Origin of the sequence: Streptomyces sp. NPDC102270, assembly GCF_044766405.1 — a bacterium.
Taxonomy (GTDB): Bacteria; Actinomycetota; Actinomycetes; order Streptomycetales; family Streptomycetaceae; genus Streptomyces.
Map to the genome: position 1 here is coordinate 114,481 of NZ_JBIWLX010000021.1, position 21,957 is coordinate 136,437.

At 68.3% G+C, this 21,957-nt stretch carries 17 protein-coding genes and 7 pseudogenes; 17 read left to right on the plus strand and 7 right to left on the minus strand.

Annotated elements, in window-relative coordinates; all coding sequences use genetic code 11:
* The first annotated feature begins 181 nt into the window (after positions 1-181).
* From ACIRP7_RS36600 to ACIRP7_RS36610, 3 genes are read left to right on the plus strand one after another with little or no spacing between them, the layout of a single operon-like run.
* The gene (locus ACIRP7_RS36600; RefSeq protein ID WP_403668518.1) at positions 182-493 is read left to right on the plus strand and encodes a hypothetical protein; all 312 of its coding nucleotides are present in this window, start codon (positions 182-184) and stop codon (positions 491-493) included.
* Positions 490-1,932 (plus strand): PP2C family protein-serine/threonine phosphatase, encoded by a 1,443-nt coding sequence (locus tag ACIRP7_RS36605; protein WP_403668520.1) that lies wholly within the window; start codon positions 490-492, stop codon positions 1,930-1,932. The genes ACIRP7_RS36600 and ACIRP7_RS36605 overlap by 4 nt, the downstream gene beginning before the upstream one ends.
* A gap of 8 nt (positions 1,933-1,940) precedes the next feature.
* Positions 1,941-2,306 carry an STAS domain-containing protein gene (locus ACIRP7_RS36610; protein ID WP_403668523.1) on the plus strand — a complete coding sequence of 122 codons (366 nt, stop codon included), beginning with the start codon at positions 1,941-1,943 and terminating at the stop codon, positions 2,304-2,306.
* Positions 2,307-2,730: 424 nt separating this feature from the next.
* On the opposite strand, the pseudogene ACIRP7_RS36615 reads toward ACIRP7_RS36610, so the two are convergent.
* A pseudogene (locus tag ACIRP7_RS36615) lies at positions 2,731-3,296 on the minus strand (NAD-binding lipoprotein); the annotation flags it as partial.
* A gap of 150 nt (positions 3,297-3,446) precedes the next feature.
* Between ACIRP7_RS36615 and istA the strand changes: the two are divergent.
* The 6 genes and pseudogenes from istA to ACIRP7_RS36645 all read left to right on the plus strand — a co-directional run.
* Positions 3,447-5,057 (plus strand): annotated as a pseudogene (istA, locus tag ACIRP7_RS36620) (IS21 family transposase).
* Positions 5,054-5,859 (plus strand): annotated as a pseudogene (istB, locus tag ACIRP7_RS36625) (IS21-like element helper ATPase IstB). Before istA ends, istB begins: the two co-directional pseudogenes overlap by 4 nt.
* A 166-nt stretch (positions 5,860-6,025) precedes the next feature.
* The gene (locus ACIRP7_RS36630) at positions 6,026-7,225 is read left to right on the plus strand and encodes an NAD(P)/FAD-dependent oxidoreductase (protein WP_403668526.1); all 1,200 of its coding nucleotides are present in this window, start codon (positions 6,026-6,028) and stop codon (positions 7,223-7,225) included.
* Positions 7,226-7,247: 22 nt separating this feature from the next.
* The gene (locus ACIRP7_RS36635) at positions 7,248-8,207 is read left to right on the plus strand and encodes a sigma-70 family RNA polymerase sigma factor (protein ID WP_403668528.1); all 960 of its coding nucleotides are present in this window, start codon (positions 7,248-7,250) and stop codon (positions 8,205-8,207) included.
* Between the two features lie 280 nt (positions 8,208-8,487).
* The gene (locus tag ACIRP7_RS36640; protein ID WP_403668715.1) at positions 8,488-8,709 is read left to right on the plus strand and encodes a hypothetical protein; all 222 of its coding nucleotides are present in this window, start codon (positions 8,488-8,490) and stop codon (positions 8,707-8,709) included.
* Positions 8,633-8,959, plus strand: a pseudogene (locus ACIRP7_RS36645) (ATP-binding protein); the annotation flags it as partial. The gene ACIRP7_RS36640 and the pseudogene ACIRP7_RS36645, both read left to right, overlap by 77 nt.
* Here the strand turns inward: ACIRP7_RS36645 and ACIRP7_RS36650 are convergent.
* The gene (locus tag ACIRP7_RS36650; RefSeq protein WP_403668531.1) at positions 8,895-9,587 is read right to left on the minus strand and encodes an HAD family hydrolase; all 693 of its coding nucleotides are present in this window, start codon (positions 9,585-9,587) and stop codon (positions 8,895-8,897) included. The pseudogene ACIRP7_RS36645 and the gene ACIRP7_RS36650 overlap by 65 nt on opposite strands.
* A 570-nt stretch (positions 9,588-10,157) precedes the next feature.
* Positions 10,158-10,766, minus strand: a complete 609-nt coding sequence (locus ACIRP7_RS36655) for a TetR/AcrR family transcriptional regulator (RefSeq protein ID WP_403668534.1) — start codon at positions 10,764-10,766, stop codon at positions 10,158-10,160.
* 122 nt (positions 10,767-10,888) lie between these two features.
* Here ACIRP7_RS36655 and ACIRP7_RS36660 point away from each other — a divergent pair, with 122 nt between their 5' ends.
* Complete coding sequence (locus ACIRP7_RS36660) at positions 10,889-11,902, plus strand: N-acyl homoserine lactonase family protein (protein WP_403668537.1); 1,014 nt, start codon at positions 10,889-10,891, stop codon at positions 11,900-11,902.
* Here ACIRP7_RS36660 and ACIRP7_RS36665 read toward each other — a convergent pair.
* Positions 11,812-12,279, minus strand: a pseudogene (locus ACIRP7_RS36665) (DUF4158 domain-containing protein); the annotation flags it as partial. The gene ACIRP7_RS36660 and the pseudogene ACIRP7_RS36665 overlap by 91 nt on opposite strands.
* A gap of 309 nt (positions 12,280-12,588) precedes the next feature.
* Between ACIRP7_RS36665 and ACIRP7_RS36670 the strand changes: the two are divergent.
* On the plus strand, positions 12,589-12,861 hold the full coding sequence (locus tag ACIRP7_RS36670) for a hypothetical protein (protein ID WP_403668718.1): 273 nt from the start codon (positions 12,589-12,591) through the stop codon (positions 12,859-12,861).
* Positions 12,819-13,464 (plus strand): annotated as a pseudogene (locus ACIRP7_RS36675) (zinc-binding dehydrogenase); the annotation flags it as partial. The gene ACIRP7_RS36670 and the pseudogene ACIRP7_RS36675, both read left to right, overlap by 43 nt.
* Before the next feature lie 99 nt (positions 13,465-13,563).
* Here ACIRP7_RS36675 and ACIRP7_RS36680 read toward each other — a convergent pair.
* Entirely contained in the window at positions 13,564-14,187 is a 624-nt protein-coding gene (locus ACIRP7_RS36680) for a TetR/AcrR family transcriptional regulator (protein ID WP_403668540.1), read from the minus strand.
* Positions 14,188-14,256: 69 nt separating this feature from the next.
* On the opposite strand from ACIRP7_RS36680, the gene ACIRP7_RS36685 reads away from it, so the two are divergent.
* The 4 genes and pseudogenes from ACIRP7_RS36685 to ACIRP7_RS36700 all read left to right on the plus strand — a co-directional run.
* A complete protein-coding gene (locus ACIRP7_RS36685) occupies positions 14,257-15,132 on the plus strand; it encodes an NAD(P)H-binding protein (RefSeq protein WP_403668543.1) in 876 nt (291 codons plus the stop codon).
* Between the two features lie 117 nt (positions 15,133-15,249).
* On the plus strand, positions 15,250-16,284 hold the full coding sequence (locus ACIRP7_RS36690) for an amidohydrolase family protein (RefSeq protein WP_403668545.1): 1,035 nt from the start codon (positions 15,250-15,252) through the stop codon (positions 16,282-16,284).
* A gap of 156 nt (positions 16,285-16,440) precedes the next feature.
* Positions 16,441-16,731 (plus strand): integrase core domain-containing protein, encoded by a 291-nt coding sequence (locus tag ACIRP7_RS36695; RefSeq protein ID WP_403668548.1) that lies wholly within the window; start codon positions 16,441-16,443, stop codon positions 16,729-16,731.
* Positions 16,732-16,816: 85 nt separating this feature from the next.
* A pseudogene (locus ACIRP7_RS36700) lies at positions 16,817-16,963 on the plus strand (transposase); the annotation flags it as partial.
* A 633-nt stretch (positions 16,964-17,596) separates the two neighbouring features.
* On the opposite strand, the gene ACIRP7_RS36705 reads toward ACIRP7_RS36700, so the two are convergent.
* Both ACIRP7_RS36705 and ACIRP7_RS36710 read right to left on the minus strand, forming a co-directional pair.
* On the minus strand, positions 17,597-18,820 hold the full coding sequence (locus ACIRP7_RS36705; RefSeq protein WP_403668550.1) for an FAD-dependent monooxygenase: 1,224 nt from the start codon (positions 18,818-18,820) through the stop codon (positions 17,597-17,599).
* Positions 18,817-20,232: an MFS transporter gene (locus ACIRP7_RS36710; protein WP_403668553.1), complete on the minus strand. Its 1,416-nt coding sequence runs from the start codon at positions 20,230-20,232 to the stop codon at positions 18,817-18,819. The genes ACIRP7_RS36705 and ACIRP7_RS36710 overlap by 4 nt, the downstream gene beginning before the upstream one ends.
* Positions 20,233-21,270: 1,038 nt before the next feature.
* Here ACIRP7_RS36710 and ACIRP7_RS36715 point away from each other — a divergent pair.
* Positions 21,271-21,945 (plus strand): TetR/AcrR family transcriptional regulator, encoded by a 675-nt coding sequence (locus tag ACIRP7_RS36715; protein WP_403668556.1) that lies wholly within the window; start codon positions 21,271-21,273, stop codon positions 21,943-21,945.
* Positions 21,946-21,957: the final 12 nt, after the last annotated feature.

Sequence of the window (21,957 nt, forward strand, 5' to 3'; positions counted from 1 at the left end):
TCGACCGAACCTCGATGCAGGGAACTGCTGCAAGCGCTGAGGATCTTTCAGAGGGTTACGCCCGATCAGCTGTGGAAACTGGCCCGCCCGGACAACCAGCGACAAGCTCACGCGGGACAACCTCCTGGATCTGCAACACCACCTGCTGAGGATCGAATCGGTCCAGGACGACCAGAGGCAGGTGTGGGTACTCACCGCCCGAGGACACCGGGAGGCGAAGAAGCTGCTGGAGCCGAAGAACATACGGGTCTCGGTGCTGCGCAAGGAGGAGTACACCCCGGTCAGCGGCGAGCTGCTCGCACGCGGCTACGACGACCACGCTCGTCCAGTCGAACATGCGAGACCACAGCAGGAACGCCGAAAGAAGGTTCACGACGCTGCCGCAATAGATCTGGCGTTCACCGCGGCATTGGCGTTCGGACGTGGACTCGATCTAGGCTGCGTCGGTTCGTGCCGCTCGCGGCGGCCCACCGACGGAGAGGAAAGCCGATGACGCAGCAGGCTTCGGCGGCCCACCCGGCGCCCGGGCGGCGCCCCGAGCTGGTCCCGGATCCACATGCGGAGGCGGCCCGTATTGAGGCGGTCCGCCGCTACGACATCCTCGACACTCCGCCCGACGGCGCGTTCGACCGGGTGGCGGCGATGGCCGCCCGCCTCTTCGATGTCCCTGTGGCCACGGTCACGATCGTGGACACCGACCGCATCTGGTTCAAGGCCGCACACGGCCTGGAGGGTGTCAAGGAGATCGGCCGCGATCCGGGCCTGTGCGGCTCGGCGATTTTGCGCGATGACGCGCTGGTCATTCCCGACACCCTTCGTGACCCCGTGGCGGCGGACAATCCACTGGTCGCCGGGGAGATGGGGGTGCGCTTCTACGCCGCCGCACCGATCATCACCCCCGACGGACACCGGCTGGGCACAGTCAACGTCCTGGACACCAAGCCACGTTCCATCACCGAGGACGACACCGCCACCCTGGCCGATCTTGCCGCGATCGTGCTGGACGAGATGGAGCTGCGGCTGTCGGCGCTGCGCGCACTACGCAACGAGCAGGAGCGGCGGGAGGTGGAACGGGCGGCGCGGGAACGGGCGGAGAAGGACAAGAGCGCTATCGCCGCGTTCGCCTCCACCCTCCAGCGCACCCTGCTGCCGCCAGCGCTTCCCGTGGTGCCCGGCCTTGAGCTGGCCTGCCACTACCGCACCGCCTCCGTGCATGATGTGGGCGGCGACTTCTACGACGTCTTCCCCGTCGACGGCAGCCGGTGGGCGTTCTTCCTCGGTGACGTGTGCGGCAAGGGCCCCGAGGCGGCGACCGTCACCGCCCTCGCCCGCCACACCCTGCGCGTCGCGGCGCAGATCGACCCGGACCCGGTCACCGTTCTGAGCACGCTCAATACCACCCTGCTCACCGACGTCACCGCCGGAAGCCGATTTTGCACCGCCCTCTTCGGCCTCCTGACACCCCGGGAGGACGGCAGCTTCGCCGTTACCGTGGCCACCGGCGGCCACCCGCCGGCCTACCACCTGCGCCCCGACGACAGCGGCGCGGTATGGGTCAAGGCGGTCCGGCCCAAGGGCGGCATGCTCATCGGAGCCTTCCCCCAGGCATCCTTCGCTCAGGCCACCTTCTTGATGGCCCCCGGGGAGGGCCTGTTCCTCTACACCGACGGGCTGATCGAAGCCCGCACCACTCAGGACGCCATGCTTGGCGAGGACGGCCTGACCGGCTTCCTCCACCAGCGCACCGGCCCCCTCACCGCCACTGCCCTGATGGAAGACGCAGTCACGTTGCTGGCCTCAATGCCCGACGGAGCCGGCGACGACGTGGCCCTGCTGGCCCTGTCCGTGTCTGGCCCCGAAACCCTCCCCGACACCGGCGTCGCCGCCACCGCCCACACCACCGCCGCACCCGAACACTTCGGCCAGGAGTGATGACCGACGTGACCCACACACTTCACCTGACCGTCCAGCACCCCCACCCCGGCCTCGCGATCGCCACGATCGGCGGGGACGTAGACATGCAGACCGCGCCCACCCTGCGCTCCGGGGCCCTGGAGATCATCCAGCAAGGACACCCGCGCCTGGTCCTGGACCTGGCACAAGTCGGCTTCTGCGACTCCTCCGGTCTCAGCGCGATCATCGGCATCTGGCACGCGGCCCAGGAAGCGGGCGGCTCGCTCAGCCTCGCCGCCGTTCCCGACCGCCTGATGCGCATGCTCAGCATGACCGGCGTCGACTCACTCCTGCCCGTCCATGCCACAACCGTCGAGGCGACCGACGCCCCACCCGCCTCAACACAGAGGTAAGCAACTTCTGGTCTGCCAGACCAGAGGCCTGTGCGGCGAGCCAGCGGGGCAGCCCAACGGACGCCTGGATGGCCGGTGCGGCGACAGCGCTGCGGCCGGGGGGCCGACTGGTTCTCGTGGACCTTCATCCCGTCTTCCAGACGGTGCTCACGTTCGACCCCTTGGTGGCCGACTGGCCCTACGGTGGCGGGGCACCGCAGCACGACGCGACGCCCAATATCCACTTTTCGATACACGGCCTTGAGGCCGACGACGACATGACGCGCTTCAGCGATGCAAGTCGAAGTCTGACGCGGAGGCCAGCCGGCAATAAGCGTCGTCAAAGTCAGTGACGAAGCCCCATTGGCCCAGGCGCCACGAACCAGCACAACCTGCGGCTCGGGCTCTCCCGGATCGAAGATGCTCACGTCAACCGAGTCGGGCGTCATGTCTTGGCGACGACGACCACCGCGTCCTGGACCGACCAGTGGCGCCGCTCGGCTTTTGGTGGGTTGATCCGCACGCCGTAGCCGGACTTGTCGACGAGTCGTTGTGGCTTCGGTAACCGATGGCGCATTCGCCGCGACGGCGTGCCGCGGCCACGACCGTGGCGAAGGAGGTCTCACGCCCCGGCAGCACGTAGTCGGTGGCGGGCCGCAGGTGAACTCCGGTGCCGTCGGCGGAGAACAGTTCCTCGAACACCGCTGCCAGGTGTCGGTTCTGGGAGATCTGTGCCATGAGCAGACCGATGAGCTTGCCGCTGATGATCACGTCGGCTCTGGGGCTGACGGGGGCCAGCGCCCGCTTGCGGTCGTCGATCATTTCGGTGACCACCGGCAGTTCGCGCCCGGTGGCTTCCTCCAGTTGGCGCAGAAGCAGCAAGGTGACGAGCGTGCGGTTGTCGGGGTCGTCCTGCGGCTGTCCGGGAGCGGAGTCCTGGCCGAGCACGATCACGCTGTCGTAGGAGTGCACGTCCAGACGCTTCAGGGTCTCGGGGCGGGGGGTGTCCCCGTTGGCTTTGTAGGTGAGAGTTGAGGCCAGGTGTTGGTGGGTTGTGACTCCAGCGCTGCTGGTCGAGAGTTGATGTCGGTGAGTTTTGACTCCACTGGGGGCCTTGCGGTGGGAGTATCGGGGTGCATCAGCTAGCCCTGGGTGGCTCAAGTGGCCCTTTCAAAGGTCGAGTTGTACGCGGCGATACGCCATGACGCTCGGGTCGAAGGGCTGTCCAGCAGGGCTTTGTCGGCCAAGTACGGGGTGGGCCGGTGACGGTCGCGATGGCGCTGGAGTCGGTGTGGCCGGCGCCGCGCAAGCAGCTTCCGCCCCGGATCTCGCGCCTGGATCCGTTCAAGGCGACGATCGACGGGATCCTGCGGCTTGACCGGCTGATCGACGAGCACGACGCCCGGGGCGTGACCTACTCGATGGTTCGGGCCTACATCTTCCAGCGGCGCCTGGAGATCCGCGTGGAGGCGGGCCGGGAGCCGCCGCAGGCGTTCGTGCCGCAGACCCACCGCCCCGGTGACGAGGCAGAGGTCGACTTCGGGGAGGTGCGGATCCACCTGGACGCCGTGTCCACCAAGGTGTTCCTGTCCTCGCTGCGGCTGTCGTTCAGTGGGAAGGCCGTGCACAAGATTTTCGCTTCGTGCGGGCAGGAAGCGTTCCTGGAAGGCCATGTCCACGCGCTGGAAGTGCTGGGCGGCGTGCCGCGCGGCAAGGTCCGCTACGACAACTTGCGCGCTGCGGTCAGCCAGGTGCTGGGCCGGACTCGGGGCCGGGTGGAAAGCGACCGTTGGACGGCGTTCCGGTCGCATTTCTCGATCAACAGTTTCTACTGCAATCCCGGCATCGAGGGCGCCCATGAGAAGGGTGGCGTCGAGGGGCAGATCGGCTGGTTCCGCAGGAACCACCTGGTCCCGGTGCCGAAGGTCGCCTTGCTGGCGGAGCTGAACGCGATGGTGGAGCGCTGGGACGAGGAGGACGACGCCCGCCGGATCATGCAGCGGGCGCTGACCATCGGTGAGATGTTCGCCGTCGAACGGCCGCTGCTGGTGGCGCTGCCGGAAGAGGAGTTCGAGACCGGGCTGGTGTCCTCGCTGCGGGTGAATCGCTACAGCCAGGTCAGCGTGCGCACCAACCACTACTCGGTACCGGTGCGGCTGATCGGCCGGATGGTGCGGGTCGTGCTGCACGCCTCCGAGCTGGTGGTCTACGACGCGCACCGGGAAGTCGCCCGCCACGAGCGGCTGATCGCCAAGGGCGGCTCCCGGCTGGAGCTGGACCACTACCTGGAGGCCCTGGTCCGCAAGCCCGGCGCACTGCCCGGGGCGACCGCGTCGGACCAGGCCAGGTCGGCGGGCAAGTTCACCCGGGTCCACGACGCCTGGTGGCAGGCGGCCTGCAGCGCCAACAGGCGACGCCGAGGGCACCCGCGCACTGATCTCCGTTCTGCTGCTGCACCGGCACATGGTCCACGAGCACGTGGTGGCCGGGATCGCGACCGCGCTGCGGGCCGGCGCGCTGACCGCCGACGCGGTCGCCCTGGAGGCTCGCAAGTGGGGCGAGGCCGACCAGGGCGCCGATCAGCCGACCGACCAGGACACCCCGCGCCGCCGGGTGGACGGCGGGGCGACGGTGACCTCGCTGACCGAGCGGCGCCTGGCCGCGCTGCCGCCCGACCCCAGGCCGCTGCCGTCGGTGGCCGTCTACGACCAGCTGCTGCGATTCCGCCGGCGTCCCGCCGACGGCCAGGCATACCAGGAAGAGGCACCGTGACCGCCAAGCGCAACCGCGGACTGACCGAACAGGCCGCCGACACCGCCGTGGACCAGGCGTGCCGGATGCTCCGGCTGCCCACCATCCGCTCCCAATACCCCGAACTGGCCGAAGCCGCCGACCGCGACCAGATGACCTACCGCGGGTTCCTGGCCGAGCTGCTGCTGTCCGAATGCGACGACCGAGCCCGCAGGCGTTCCGAGCGGCGGATCAAAGCGGCCGGCTTTCCGCGCGAAAAGTCGATCCGGCAGTTCGATTTCGACGCCAACCCCGTCATCGACCCGGCCGCCATCCACACCCTCGCCAAGTGCGACTGGGTCAAGAAGGGCCTGCCGCTGTGTCTGATCGGCGACAGCGGAACCGGCAAGTCCCATCTGCTCATCGCGCTGGGCACCGAGGCGGCGATGCCGAGTACCGGGTGAAGTACGTGCTGGCCACCGAACTCGTCAACGAGCTCGTGGAGGCCGCCGACGAGAAGCTGCTGGCCAAGACCATCGCCCGCTACGGCCGCGTCGACCTTTTGTGCATTGATGAACTCGGCTGCATGGAGCTTGACCGTCGCGGGGCGGAGCTGCTGTTCCAGGTTTTGACGGAGCGTGAGGAAAGGCATTCTGTGCCGATCGCCTCCAACGAATCCTTTGGAGGCTGGACCAAAACCTTTACGGATCCAAGGCTCTGTGCGGCCATAGTGGACCGGTTGACGTTCGGCGGGAACATCATCGAGACCGGCACCGACTCCTACCGGCTGGCCGCCACCCGCGCCCGCGCCGCACAGCAGGCCGCGGTGGTCGCTGCGGGCTGACGAAGACGGCGCCGTTCTGCTGTGGGCCCCAGACTCCTATCCGTGGCTCACGGTGCAAGGTAGCCACTGCCGCGATGTGACGCATGACACATGCAATTCCTGTCAGTAATCGGGGCGCTGTTCCGCTCGAGTCACGGAGAGCCAAGCGAACCGACAGGAGCAGCACATGAAGCACCGCATCGTCGTCCTCGGTGCCGGCTATGCCGGGGCCTACGTGGCCGGAACCCTGGCCCGTCGGCTGTCCCCGGCGGACACCGAGATCACCGTGGTCAATGCCGAGCCGGACTTCGTCCAGCGGCTGCGGCTGCACCAGCTCGCGGCTGGCCAGGAGATCGAGGCCCCGCAGCTCGCCGACGTTTTTGTGGGCACGGGGATACAGCTGCGCTTGGCCCGTGTCACCGCCGTCGACCCCGAGCGCCAGGTCGTCGCCGTGGCCGACGCCGAGGGCGGCGGCGAACTCGGCTACGACACGCTCCTCTATGCGCTCGGCAGCCACGCCGCCAACCGCGGCGTCCCCGGCGTGGCCGAGCACGCCTTCGACGTCAGCAGTCGTCCGGCGGCCCTGCGCCTGCGCGAACTCCTGGACGGCCTGAGCAGGCGGGACGAGGACGGGAATGTGCTGGTCGTCGGCGACGGGTTAACCGGCATCGAGACCGCCACCGAGATCGCGGAATCCAGGCCCGGCCTGTCAGTGGTGCTGGTCGCCCGCGGCGAGCTGGGCGCCCCGCTCGCCGCCGGAGCCCGCAGGCACCTGCGCCGGGCCTGCGACCGGCTGGGCATCACCGTCCTGGAGCACACCAGCGTCGAAGCCGTCGAAGCGACGCGGGTGCTGTGCGCCGACGGCACCGCCCTGGCGTCCGACGCAACCATATGGACGGCAGGGTTCGCGGTCAGCCCTATCGCCGCCACCAGCGGGCTGGAGGTCACCGAGAACGGTCGGATCGTCGTCGATCGCACCATGCGGTCGGTCTCGCATCCGAACGTCTATGCCGCCGGCGACAGTGCCTACGCCATCGGCGACAACGGCCGGCCGCTGCCCATGTCCTGCGCTTCGGCCGGCTACACCGGCATGCAGGCCACGTCCGCGATTGTGGGACGTCTGACCGGCCGCAAGGCCCCGAGCATCAAGATGGAGTACCTGGGCAACCACATCAGCCTCGGGCGGCGGGACGGGATCCTGCAGATGGTCGACGGCGAAGCGCAAGCAAAGCCGAAGTATGTGGGCGGCCGGAAGGCCGCGCGGATCAAGGCGGGCATCCTCAAGATGTCGCTGTGGACCACCTCGCACCCGACCTTCGGCCTGCCCAAGGTCAAGCGCCACCTGGCCGTCGTGCCGGATGCGGCAGCCGAGAGGACGGTCGCGTAGCCGCCTGACGAGGGAGGTCCGCGTGGACAGCACCGCCACTGATCGCTTCGACACCAGTCGGTTCGAGGCCAGCCGGAACCAGCTGGCCTCGCTGGCATACCGGCTGCTGGGCTCCGCCGCCGACGCCGAAGACGCAGTGCAGGACGCGTTCCTGCACTGGCAGGCCGCCAACCGGCAGCTGATCAAGGTGCCGGAAGCATGGCTGACCAAGGTCGTCACCAACCTGTGCCTCGACCGGCTCCGCTCGGCACAGGCCCGCCGCGAACGCACCGTCGGCGCCTGGCTGCCCGAACCGCTCCTGGACGGCGACCCGATGCTCGGCCCAGCCGACACTTTCGAGCAGCGCGAATCGGTCTCCCTGGCCGTGCTGACTCTCATGGAACGCCTGTCACCCCTTGAGCGGGCCGTCTACGTCCTGCGCGAAGCGTTCTCCCACAGCCACGCCGAGATCGCCGAGATCCTCGACATCACCGAATCCGTAAGCCAGCAGCACCTCCACCGGGCCCGGCACCGCATCACCGCCGCGCGCCCCAACGGCGGAGAAGTCAACCCGGTATCCGCCCGCAGGATCGTCGAGGAATTCCTCGCCGCTGCCTCCTCGGGCCGCACCGAACGCCTGGTGGCGTTGCTCACCGACGACGCGACCGCGATCGCTGACTCCAACGGCGCCGGCGCGGCCAAGACGCTGCTGCGGTACGACACTCCGCAGCGCATCGCCGCCATCGCACGGGCCGGTTTCAAACCCACACCCGCGAAACGGCGACTTGCCGGTGGCACGCCCGCCATCCACTACGAGTTCGTCAACGGCGCCCCCGCCATCATCTTCGTGATCGGCGACCAGGTCATCGGCGCCGTGACGTTCGACATCGCAGGCGGCAAGATCGCAACCGTGCGCGGCATCGCCGCCCCCACCCGCCTCGCCCGCCTCGCCGAAGCCTGGCGGCAGCACGGACCGGACACGCCGCTCGTCACCCAGTGGTGACCCGACACGGGCTCAACCCACCACAGCGGGGCCGCCAGGTGGAGTCATTTCTCCCCGACATTCACGAGTCAGTTGATCGACAACCGCCTCCGGAAGCCGTCGACAAACACTGCTTCTGGAGACCCACGAAGCCAACAGTCTCGACGCGAGCCAGCGATCCACGTTCGTCGACGCCTACCAGGTCTCCGCGAGCAAGAGCGTCCCCGCCGCGTACGCGGCGCTGCCCAACAACAAGGACGGCTACGCGCCCTCCTCGGACGGCGTCGGCGACGCAGTCGCGATGAACCGCTATTACGTCGAGACCGGCCCCGACCTGTACAAGAGCGGCTTCCAGCGCATGGTCGGCGGCAGCACCTGGGCCTGGCGCGGCAACACACCGCGCTTCCTGCCCAGTGACTTCGAGAAGAAGACCCGCTACGGCGTCGCTCGTCGAGGCCGCCGACGAGAAGGTACTGACGAAAACGATCGCCCGCTACGGACGGGTCGATCTTCTCTGCATTGACGAGCTGGGCTATATGGAGCTGGACCGGCGCGGCGCCGAACTGCTGTTCCAGGTTCTGACCGAGCGCGAGGAAAAGAACAGCATGGCGATCGCCTCCAACGAGTCGTTCTCCTCGTGGACCAAAACCTTCACCGATCCTCGGCTCTGCGCGGCCATCGTGGACCGCCTCACCTTCGGCGGCAACATCATCGAGATCGGCACTGACTCCTACCGGCTCGCCCATGCCAAGGCTCGGCTTGTAAGAAGCTGATAGCCGCAGCCGCGTCCGCAACAGTGTGATCCGCTTCCGGCTCGCCGGCCGGCCAGTCCTGCTGGCCTGCGATCCACACGGTCTGCAGGCCGGCCGCGCGCCCGCCAGCGATGTCATGTTCGGGGTTGTCTCCAACCATCCAGCCGCCCCGGCTGAGATCGCTTCCGCACCGTTCGGCGGCCAGTTGGAAGATCCGGATGTCCGGCTTGCGGATGTCGCCCTCGCCCGAGACGCAGCGGGCGTCCACGTGCTCGCTCAACCCCGTGCGCTCGATCTTCGCCAACTGATTGTCGGCCATACCGTTACTCACGATTCCCACGCGCCAACGCGACGCCCGCATCCGTGACAGGCCCTCAAGAACCTCCGGACGGCACTCAACCAATTCCGGCATGCGCGAGCGGAATCTGCCCCACAGAGCCTCAGCAGGCTCTGCCAGCCCGAACCGTTCCCGGACCGCGCAGAAAAACTGATCACGGGGTCCGACTCCCCGTGCGTCAACCGTGACCAGCCATCGGGCCGCCTCCTCCCCGAAGCCTCGCTCTGCGGCGAACTCCCTCGCCCACGCGCAGAACGCGATCTGGCGGTCGACGAGAGTGTTGTCCAGGTCGAAGAGCACCAACTGCTGCATGGACACCGACCTTAACCTCCCCGCCCGGCACACACTGAGCTCTCGGCACCAAGTCCTTCACGGCACTCGAGGTTGGGGCCAAATCAGTCGTTCACGCCACACCGGGAAGATCGCCTATCGGGGCCAGAGAACTCGTTCAGAAGGGGCCACAAGAGTCGTTCGAAGCCATCCGGTCCCCGAGATCGGCCGCGCTGCCCGGGGTGACGGGCCGGACCACGAGGGAGAGGTCGGTCACGAGGGCGCTGTCGTCGGAGAGGGTGGCGGTGAGGTAGACGCGCCGACGTGCGCGTACGAACGCCGACCAAACAGGCGCTGATCACCGAGGCTTTCGCCGACCAGCTGAACCCATCGTTGGGCAGCGCCATCAGGGACGGATCCTCCAGGTGCCGGGCACGCTCACGGGCCTGGAAGCGCGGGAGTTCATGGATGACCTGGTCGGCTGCCTCGTCCCGCCAGGCGGCGAAGCAGGACGGTGAGTGCCTTGGTGACTTGTGGACGGCAGGCGTGCCGGTCAGGACCGGGCCCGCGGTGGACGGCAGGGCGGCACTCGACCGAGTACGCGGATCGTGGTCAGAGGGAAGCCGTCGCGGCGGCGCCGGCGATGATCATCGCGGCCATCCGGTCGAGGATCTCGTCGTCGACCGGAGCGTCTGTGAGGATCATGCGCAGAAGGAGCGGGGAGATCATCAGGTCGGTTGCGAGGGTGACGTCGATTTCTTGCGGGAGTTCACCGCGATCCACTCCGCGTCTGAGAATCGTCGCGGCGGTCTCGCGGCGCGGGCCGGCCACCGCGCCGCGCAGTTGCTCGGCGAGTGAGGGGTTGCGGGTCGACTCCGCGAGCAGGTCCAGGCCGATGCGCGTTACCCGGGGATCGCTGATCTGCTGGGCTGTCAGTTCCAGGAAGGCCCTCATGTCGCGGCGCAGTTCACCGGAGTCGGGCACGTCCGGAAGGTTTCGTGCGACCACGTCGCCGATCAGTTCCGTCAGCATCGTTTCCTTGGACGGCCAGCGCCGGTAGAGCGCGGCCTTGCCGACGCCCGCCCTGCGGGCCACCGCATCCATGGACAGCCCCGGCCAGCCGGCCTCCGCCAACTCGTCGAAGGCCGCGGCGGTGATCGCGGTGGTGACGGCGGTCTGCAGAGTGGGGCCTCGGCGTCCGCGGCGCGTGGAGGTGTCCATGCGGCAACTCTACCCAAACACGAGACGGAACGGTTGCGTCTCGTGTTTTCAGGAGCCTAGGCTGAGCACCGAGACGGAACGGCACAGTTCCGTGTTTCTCGGTGCAACCTCCTGGAGGAATCATGAAGGTCTTCCCGCTACGCGTCGGCCGTACCAAGGTCCCCTACGGTCAGTTCTACGGCGGCCATGACGGCTTCTCGGTGCTGGACCTGGCCGGCGACAAGTCCTCCTTCATCTGGGTGCCGATCCACGCCTATCTCATCGAGCACCCCACCGTCGGACCCATGCTGCTCGACACCGGGATCGCCCCCGCGCAGGCCGGCGGCCACGACGCCTACTACGGCGGCACGGTCATGCAGTACTTCACCGACGAGGACGAGTACGACCTGCCGGCCGAGGAACGCATCGAGGCACAGCTGGCCCGGCACGGCCGTCACCCGGAGGACATTCGCCACATCATCGTCACCCACTTCCACGAGGACCACATCGGCGCGCTTCCGCTATTCCCGGACGCGGAGATCGTGCTGTCGCGCGGGGAATACGACGCCCGCGACTCGCTGATCGCCGGGCTCGTCCCGCTCGCGTTCTCCAAGTCGGTGGCGCAGGTGCGCAGTTGGCGCCCCGTCGATTTCACCGGCCCGGAGATCGGCGGCTTCGAGGGCTCGTACGACCTGTTCGGCGACGGCTCGGTGGTGCTGCTGCCCACCCCGGGCCACAGCCCGGGATCCACCAGCGCCCTGGTCGAGCTGGGCGGTGGCCGGCGGGCCCTGCTCGCCGGTGACGCCCTCTACACCGTCCGCCACTTGGCGGTCGACGACGTGATGCAGATGCAGGTGCAGAACGGTGCCAAGCCGGTGTTCACCGACACGGTCCGGAGGATCCAGTGGCTGCACAGGCTGCTGCCCGGTCTCGTCGTGCTGCCCGCACACGATCACACCCCCTATGGGGCCGGGCTCGTTCGGGCGCTCCTCGACGCGGAGGGTGAGCTGACGGATGCGGCGTACGCTGCGGCGAAGGCATACGAGGCGGAGACCTTCGATCCCGCCTACCGGCTCAACCCGGCCCGCCGTCCCCGCTTCGTGCCGGACCCGGCGGGCGGCACCGTCGGTACGGTGACCGGCACGGTCGGCGACTGACGGGCCTTGAGGGAAGGCCCGTCGTCCTGCGCTAACTTGCCGCGCCGGTGACTCGGTCTGTGCGCGTGCGCAACACGTAACTCCGCCCGCAGGTCGCTCGTGAGCCGCGCCGAGATCCGCGCCGTCAGCGCCTCCTCGGCCACTCGCAGCGCCGCCCCCACGATCCGGTCACACCGCCCCGGCGTGGGCGGCTCGATGCACTCCGTACGACAACGGGCCAGAAGTTCCACCCGCACCTGCTCCGGCCGCCGCTCCTTGCAGGCGACGTGCTCGGCGAGCCAGGCCGTCAGCTTGTCCGCGTCCGCGACGCTGCACTCACGAAAGCCCAGGTGCCTGCGGATCTGCGCACGGTGGTACTCGACCGTCCGACCGCTCCACTCATACGCGTCAGCTCTGACGCAGGCGCCTCTACCTGCCGGGCGACGAACTCCACCGCCTCACCCGGCAGCTCACCGGCCCGAGGGAAACCGGCCGTACCGCGCGTAGAACTTCAGCAACACCGCGAAGCCCCCGAGGGGCGACACAGCCAGCTGCGACGGCCTCCGCGTTGGATCGCGAGGGCCTTCCGGGCGGCCTCGACAGGGTCGCCGGCTTCCAGGTCGATGTCCCAACGCACGAGATAGGAAGTCACGCGTCTCCCCCAGGGTCACGCACCGACGAAGGCAGGCGGTGCCTGCACCGACGGCATGTCAAGCGCTCGCTTGCGGACTTGGGGGAACGAGAGCAGTGCGACGTTCAAGGGCATCCGCACCCTGCACCCCCTGCTCGCCACGATCTGCATCCCCACCTCGCGGCCGGTGATCGCCACCGTGCGGCTGCGCCGCGGCAAAGCAGCCGACTCCCGCGGCGCCCCGAAGCTGGTCAGCGAGGCGCTGGCCACCGCGGCCGAGGCCGGCTGCACCGGCTTGCGCATCCGATCGTCCCCCTGCCCGCCGGACTGCCCGCCGCCGCGGCGGTGACACTCGGCAGTGCCGGAGCGGTGGCCTACTTCGGGCTACGTCACGCTTACTTCGAACCCGGCGAGGCGGTCCTGGTGCGTGGCGCGGCCGGCAGTATCGGGATCATTGCAGTGCAGCTCGCCGCTCGTGGTGGCGCCGCCGCGGTGGCGGTCACGACATCGTCGGCCCGAGCGCGGCGAGCGGCTGCGGCGTCCGGGCGCGACCCATGTGCTGAACAGGTCCGGCGACGGCGCAACAGACACCCCTGAGGGGTACGACGTCGTCGTCGACGTGGTGGCGGGCAAGGACATGCCGTCCTTCTTCGACAGGCTCGAGCCGAACGGCCGCATGGTGGCCGTCGGAGCGGTGGCAGGGCAGCCACCCGCCGACTTCGGCACGAAGATCATGACAGCGTTCCAGAAGTCGCTGTCCTTCGCCGCCTTCGGCGCGGCCACCGTCCCCGAGGGCGACCTGCGTGCCGCGCGCACCGAACTGTTCACCGCGGCCGAGCACGGCGAGATCGAAGCAGTGGTGCACGAACTGCTGCCGCTGCACGAAGCCGCGCTCGCGCACCAAAAGATGGACGCGGGCGAGGTCTTCGGCAGGATTGTCCTCACACCGTAGTCGCCGGGCGAGGCCCGGAACGGAAGCATGGGCAGCCGTGTCCTGCTGGCGCCACACCCCGGCCGCTTCAACGGGACGGGTCTCTCAGCGGCAGGATGGTCACCCACGCGTCGCCAGAGGCAACACGATGCCTACGAGGCGCCGGATTCGCTCGAGATCGACATCCGTCTCCACTCGCGTCTCGTCCGGCAGCTCGTCCACGACGGGCTCGATGCCGAACAACAGCCGGGGCAGCGTCGGGTGGACGGCGAGTCCGATCAGCTCGTTCGCCGCCACCTCGGCTTCTCCGGCGGGGACCCCCGACGCCATCACCAGGTAGGACGCGAGATCAGCGGTCGTGGCACCGAACACGGCGTCATGGAGTCCCGCGGCCAGATCAGGCAGCCGGTCCGCCTCCGCGATGCCGAGACGGAGCATCCTGGCGACCGACGACCACCGCAACAGCTGCACGAAGCGCCCGCAATACCGCACGATCGCCTCGACCGGGGGCCCCGGGTACTCGCCGGGCGTGCGCATCCGCTCGCCGAACAGGGCTCGGATGCGCTCGACGACGGCGAGGAACAACGCGTCCTTGGTGGGGAAGTGCGCATACAGGGAGCGCTTCGACGTTTCCGCGCGGGCCGCGATCGCGTCCATGGACGTCCGCTCGAAGCCGTCCTCCAGAAACGCGAGTTTCGCCGTGTCGAGGATGTGCTCGCGCAGCGCTTCCCCACGTCGGGCCATGGCGTCCACCTCTAAGTATACGGTACAGTTGAGTTTACTTCTGGCTGTCGCTGATCGGAGTCATCATCCATGATTGTCATCACCGCCCCCACGGGGCAGATCGGCAGCAAGCTCGTCGCCACGCTGCTCCAGCAGAACGAGCCGGTCCGCCTCATCGTCAGGGACCCGGGCAAGCTGCCCGCCGAAGTGCGGGAACGGGCCGAGGTCGTGGTCGGATCGCACCGCGACCGCGACGTCCTGGACCGTGCACTCGACGGCGCCGACTCGCTGTTCTGGCTCATGCCGGCGGCCCCGACCGCGAGCAGTCCCTACGAGGCATACGTGACGGCCTCCATCCCGGGCGCCGACGCCGTCGTACGCCATGCGGTACCGCGCGTCGTGATCGTCTCCGCACTCGGGCGCGGATCGCAGATCTACGCAGGTCACATCTCCGCGTCGCACGCGATGGAGGACCTGTTCCGCAGCACCGGCGCGCACGTGCGCGCGCTCGCGCTGCCCACCTTCATGGACAACGTCCTCCGGCAGGTGGGCACGATCAGGAACGGCGTCATCTCAGGCACCCTCCCAGCCGACTTCCGCATGCCGTGGATCGCGACGAAGGACATCGCGGCGCTCGTCGCCCGGTACCTCCTCGACCACACGTGGACCGGGCTGGACCCGGTCGAGGTCCTCGGCGGCGAAGACCTCTCCTACCAGGACATCGCCGAAATCCTGACCGACGTCCTCAGCACTCCCATCCGGTACGAACTCGCAGACCGCGCCGCCCTCAAGCAGTTCCTCACCGGCCGCGGCGTTTCCGAGGCGATGGCGCAGTCCATGATGGACATGGATCTCGCGGGCGAGCGCGGCATCAACAACGCGATGCCGCGCACAGCCGGCAACACCACGCCCACCACTTTCCGTGAGTTCGCCGCGGAGACCGTCAAGCCCGCGTTGGCCCGTTGAGCGGCGGTTCGGTCGCTCGAGCGTCTCGGCACCAGGTCCGGAAGCCGGTCGTGGCGATCTTCGCGGTCGCCCGGTCCCGGTCATATGTGCCTGGGTCCTTATCCCAGAGGAAGATCCATGACACTGATCTGCATCGAAGAGCACGCCATCGATCAAGCGATCGCCGAAGCGGCCGGCCCGGTCCTCGCCCGTGAAGCGCCGTACATGCGCTCACAGAGTTCCAGCTCCTCCCCCGTCCAGCCGGGTCCTGGCCGGCGGCCCGCCGTCGACATGCGGGAAGCGATCCGCCTGGGGACCGACCTCGGGGAGGAGCGCATCCGGCGGATGAACGAGCACGGCATCGACATGCAGATCGTCTCCTGGACCAGCCCGATACAACTGGTCCCCGGCGACGAGGCGATCCGCCTCTGCCGGTCGGCCAACGACAGGCTCGCGAAGGCGGTCACCGCCCACCCAGGCCGGCTCGAAGGGCTGGCAGCGCTGCCCTGGCAACAGCCGGCCGCAGCCGTGGACGAGCTCGAGCGCGCCGTGACCGACCTCGGCCTCCGTGGAGTCCTCATCCTGGGACGCCCCGGTACCGGGTTCCTCGACGATCCCGTCTACCAGCCCGTCCTGGAACGGATCGCCGCGCTACGGGTGCCGCTCTACGTGCACCCGTTCCATCCGGTCCCCCAAGTCCAGCAGGCCTATTACGCGGGGTTCAACGACAAGGTGACCGCCGAACTCTCGCTGGGCGGCTGGGGCTGGCACCACGAAGCAGGAATCCACGTACTGCGGCTCATCCTCGGCGGGGTCTTCGAACGGTTCCCCGACCTGCAGGTCATCAGCGGTCACTGGGGTGAGATGGTCCCCTTCTACCTCAGCCGCCTGGACGACGTCCTCTCTCCCGGCGACACCGGACTGTCACAGACTTTCACCGAGGCCTACCGCTCGAACGTCTGGATCACCCCGAGCGGGATGTTCCACCGGCCCCAGTTCGACTTCGTCCGCGCCGTGGTGGGACTCGACCGGCTGATCTGGTCGGTCGACTACCCCTACCTGCACCTTGACGGCGCGCGGGAATTTCTCGACGAACTCGACCTCACACCCGAAGAACGGGAAAAGGTCACGCACCGCAACGCCGAACACCTCTTCCGACTGCCCGGCGCCTAGCCTCACGCTTTCATGAGCGTGCCCGTCCACGTCTTGATCAAATAAGCGGAGAGTGCTCCTGACCTGCAACGATGGGACTTGTCTAGGATCCTGTTGGCTGCACGGAAAGAAGCACTCTCCAGGTGAGCAAGCGTATCGGGTTGTACCCGCGTGTACATGTCTCGGCGCTTTCGGCGGGCGTGCCGCAGACTCGGCGTGACCCAGTCCATGGGCCGGGTCGGTTCATGTTTCGACAACGCCGTGAGCGAGGCGTTCAAGAGCGTGCTGAAGGTCGAGTACGTCCACCGGCATGCCTTCCGCACCCGCACCGAGGCCCGCATCAGGATCGCCACCTGGATCACCGACTTCTACAACGCCAGGCGGCTACACAGCGTGTGCGGGTTCAAGAGCCCGATCGACTACGAACGCGACTACCGAGCCACCCTCGCCGAGGGACTGGCTGCATAGATCGTCACCACGCTGCGAGGGGATTGACAACCAGATCCTCGGCCGCCTGAACCGCGGCATACGCGGCGGCCGGCCACCCGGCTTCGACCGACGCATCTACCGCCACCGCAACGTCGTCGAACGCTGCTTCAACCGCCTCAAGCAGTGGCGCGGGCTGGCCACTCGCTACGACAAGACCCGCGAGTCCTACCAAGCCGCCGTCACCATCGCCTCAATCCTGCTCTGGATCTGACCTTTGAAGACGATCTCTAGCGGCTGGTGTAGTAGGTGGTGGACCCGTCGAGGGTGCACCAGGAGGCCGGCCGGGCTTGGCGAGAGCTCGAGCACTTGTCCGGTGACCGCGACCCGAATCCGGGGAGGCGGTGGTGTTCCAGGACAGGCGTGGACCTGGCCGGTCATTGCCACCCACCCCCAACTCCGCCTCACCGGCCCGCTCCCCGAGGACCTTCGCCGTCCTCGGGCACGCCCTCCGAGACCCGCCGGCTCATCCCCGCACCAGTCCCCGCAGGGGTTCAGCCACTTCCGCGCGAACACTACCCGCCGGTGTGCCAAAACGCTCCGATCCGGCGTCGGCCACCCACCCGCGCTCATTCGGACGCGCCTCCACCAAACCCGTGCCGTCGGCGGGGCGGACGGAGAAGTCCGGCGTTTGCCGCACTACCTTCTCAGCCGACCCGCCCCCGACAGCCGTAACGGCTCGGCAGACATGCCCGTCACCAATTGGTGTGGTGGGTGCCGATCACGTGGTCGTTCCTGCCACGACCCATCACCCACATGCCCGCCACAGGTCGCACGGCCACAGGCGCACCGAAGACCCCCGCGCACCGATTCCGGCTGCGCTGACGTACCGCGACTAACCGTGGAATCACGACGGTTGGACGAAGTCCGGCAGCGTAAGGGCTGAGTGGGCCGGTCGTGCCGGCGCGGAGGGCATGGTGACGAGGTTGCGTAGCCTCGTGTTGCGTTGCTCCAAAGCCCGCGCCGTGGTGGGAAAGAGCGTGGCCGCGCCGTTGTCGACCAGTGCCTGGTTCATGGCTACGAAGTCGCGGACGCCGCGTTCGTAGGCAGCGAAGGCCGCAGTGTAGTCCGGGTTCGCGGCAAGGGCGTTGGCGAGCATGTAGGCACCGACCAGCGCGAGGCTCGAGCCCTGTCCGGTGAGGAACGAGGGGGCGTACGCGGCGTCGCCGACGAGCGCGACGCGTCCGCTGGACCAGCGGGGCATACGGATCTGACCGGCTGTGTCGAAGAACAGGTCATCCGCGTCGCGCATGGCGTTGATCATGCCGGGGACCTCCCATCCCGCGCCTGCGAAGGCCCTCGCGACCAGGTTCCGCTGGGCGTCGGGATTGTGGAGGGCGTCGAAGGGCGGTTGTGGTAGGTGGAAGTTCAGGAAGGCGTGCAGTTCGTCGTTGTCCCCGACGGCGTAGAGCGCCGCGGCTCTCCCCGGGGCGTTCCACATCATGACCTCGCGGGAGAGCCCGAAGGTGCTCGGCATGGTGAAGATGGCGAAGCAGTAGCCGAGGTAGCGGTGGAACTGTACTTCGGGGCCGAACAGGGACTCCCGGGTTTGTGAGTGCATACCGTCGGCGCCGACCACCAGGTCGAACGTGCGCCGTTGCCCGCTGCGGAACGTAACGTCGACGCCTTGTCCGGACTGGTCGAGGGTGTCGATGGAGTCGTTGAACAGGAATTCCACGTCGTCTCGGACCCGCGCGTAGAGGGTCGCGGCCAGATCCCCACGACTGACCTCGAGGTCCTGTCCCTCGACACTGCCGGCGACGGCGCTCGGGGTGAGCGAGGCCACTTCACTGCCGTCGGCGCGGAGGAAAGTGACGCGACGCGAGTCGATGTGCGCGTCCTGCAGTTGCGGCAGTACCCCCATCCGCCGGACCACTTCTATCGCCGTACCGCGGATGTCGATCGGGTAACCACCGTCGCGTAGTGCACCGGCCTTCTCCACCACGGTGACCGCGCAACCGGCCCGGTGCAGCCAATATGCGAGCGCGGGCCCGGAGATACTGGCCCCGGAGATGAGGATCTTGCGCTTCGCGGTTGTACTCACGTCCATCGACGGACCGTTGGGTGTCATGCCTGGATTCCCTTCTTCGTGATACGGACAACGAGCAGTGACAGTGCGGCGGCGAGGCCGGCGACGGCGAACCCTGTGACGAAGGCCGATTCGGCCGGCAGGCCCGTCTTCGGGTCGGCCCCGGCGTCGAGGATCGCGCCGGCGCCCTGGGCGCCCAGGGCAACGCCGATCACGCGGGTCACCACGAGCAGGCTGGTGGCGATGCCGGTGTCCCTGGCTTCGACGGCGGTGGCCGTGCTGGCCAGCAACGCCGTGGTACCGATGCCCGCGGCGAACGCGGTCAGCACCTTCGCGAGGGCGAGCTGCCATTCCGCGGTGTGCAGCGCCGCCAGGGCGATCATCGTGGCCGCCGTGACGACGGTGCCCACGATGACCACGGCGCGCGGACCGAAACGCCGCGCCGCGATCCCGCCGACCGAATCGCTCACCGACCCGGCGATGGTGCCGGGCAGCAGGAACAGTCCGATGTCGGTGGTGCCGGCCCCGAAGCCGTACCCATCGCCTGATATCCCGAACAGCTGCGGGAGAAGAAAGACCACCATCCCGGAACTGATGGTGATGACGAAGGTGAACACGAACGCATTCCGCACTGCGGGCCTTGTCAGCAGGCGCAGATCGACCATCGGCGAGGCTGCCCGGCGCTCGACGACGACCCACCCGGTCGCAAGGGCGGCCACGCCCACCGCGAGGGCACCGACCGCGAGTAGCGGCAGGCCGCCGTCCCTCGTCACCGTCACGAGCCCGAGCATGAAGGTGAGCAACATGCCGCTCAGCAGAAAAACGCCAGGCCAGTCGATCCTGTTGTCCGACTCGATCGGTGGATCATGCGGCATCACCCGAGCCACGACCAACGTCGTCGCGATGATCACGATCGTCGGTGTCGCGAACATCCAATGCCATGACATTCCCTCGGCGATCCGCCCGGCGAACAGCATCGCCACCACGGCGCCGCCCGTGAACAGCGCGACTACGAGCCCGATCGCCACCTGTGACTCTCGTGCCGGGAGGTGTTTGCGCACCAGGATGAAGGAAAGGGGCAGCGCACCCACCATGACGCCCTGCAACACCTGACCGAGCAGCAACACCGGCAGGTTCGGCGCCACGGCGGCCAACAGACCACCGGCCGAGACCACGGCCATCAGCAGGACCAGCACCCGCTTTCCGCCGTAGCGGTCGCCCAGTTTGCCTGCGACGGGTGTGATGACCGCGCCGGTGATGAGTAATGCGTTGCCGACCAATGCCCCTTCGGCATTGCTGACCCCCAACTCCCGTTGCAGCAGCGGGAGCGCGGGCTCCACCACTGACTGCAGGGTGCCAAGGGCGAGTGCCAGGATGCCGAGGGCACCGATGGACGGTCTCCCGATACGGGCCGAGGAAACGACAGCTTCGGGCGTGGACGTCCCATTAGCCACCTGTTGATCACTCCAGACGCTGCTAGGCAAGGGGAATGCGCGAGATTCACGCGCCTCCCACACTCGCCTGCGGTGCCCTGCCCTGGCATCGTCCGCCGCCGCCGACTTCCCCTGGTGCCCTCGGACCAGCCGCATACGGGTCCTGGTGCTTACGCACCACAGGCCGACGTGGGCCGGGGCGGGCTGTCGACCGCCGCACCCGAGTGGGACGAAGCAAGGCCCAGTTGCCCGGCCCGCCGGGTCAGAGGTCCTCGCCGAGCACATCGCGTCCATCACCGCCTGGCTCCCGCTGAAGGCCGAACCGCGCCACATCGTGGACCCGCCCGCCGCGCCTGAACCCCGCGCCCGCCCAGTTGCCTGCCGGGCAGCTTCACCGCCCACGGCCGCAGACGGCATGACCAGTAACGGCACAACCGTCGACGGCACGGCCGAAGTGCCCGCCGACTGCACCCTGGAATTCCCTCGGGGCATGGTCGGCGACGCCGACGGCTCCTGCGGCCTGCCGCCGGCGGACCGGGCCTACTCATACGCCTCCCGAAAGCCCGGGGCGGGTTCGTACCGGCCGCGCTCGCGCCCCGCCCCGCGGCCGACCCTCACTGCGTCCGGTTCCTCTGGGGCGGGGCCCACCCCTTCCACGAGGAGTTCCTGCGCGCATCTCCTGCTCACGAAGGGTCAGCGCTTCGGTGTCCGGTCCGCGCTTGGTGTCGAACCGGCTGCGAACCCGCGGAAGGCGTCATCGGGTTGGCCTCCCGCCGGCCTCGCAGGAGAAGTACTGGCCGGACGGTCGAGTTCGTCGCCCCCGTGGAGGGCACCCACGCACGCGCCCAGCCACGACGCGCCCCGCCACGACCAGAGCAATGGCTCCAACGTGAGGCCATCACATGCTCCGTCGGACAGACCCGCAGGGTGGCCGACCGGGGCGGTGTCCTGCCGAACGTCGCCGCTCCCTGCAACTGGTGCGTTCGGGGTTTACGGAGTGAGGAATTGGACTGTACTGTCAAGTAAAGGGTAGAGCCGGAGAAGGAAGAAAGACAGGACATGGACACACGGGTGGATGACGTCCTCGCCAAGGAGTCCGGACGCCGCAGGTCGGCCTCCGACGAGAAAATCCTCGCGGCGGCGAAGGAGCTTTTCCTGGCCGACCGCTACGACGGGGTGACCCTGGAGCGCGTCGCCGAGCGCGCCGGCCTGTCGCGGCAGACCGTCTACAACCGCTTCGGGTCGAAGGAGACGGTCTTCCGGGAGATGATCCGCTACCACTGGTCGGCGTTCGCAAACGCGGACCGACGGCTTCTCAAGTGCGACGCCGGCGCGAGCGCTGAGGAGGTTCTGCGCGGGTTCGCCCAGTCGCTCCAGCGCTTCGCCGCCGATACGGACCAGATTCGTTTCGCCCAGCTCGTAGTGACCGAATCGGGCCGTCTGCCGTGGATCGCGGACGAGTTCTACCGGCTGGGTAAAGGTCCGGTCGTGGCAGCATTCGTCGGCAGCCTCGACGATCTGGTCCGCAGCGGCCGCCTGCGCTGCCCGGACACCTACCTCGCGGCGCGCCAATTCATGGGCCTCATCCAGGAGTTTCTCGTCTGGCCGAGGGTCATGGCCTTCGAGGAGGAGACCGCCGTCCCGCCCGACGCGGAAGTGGTGATCGAGGAGGCCGTACTCAGCTTCCTGGCTCGCTACGCACCTGTGTCGGACAGTCAGGCGCAGCCTGCCTGACCCGCCCGCCAC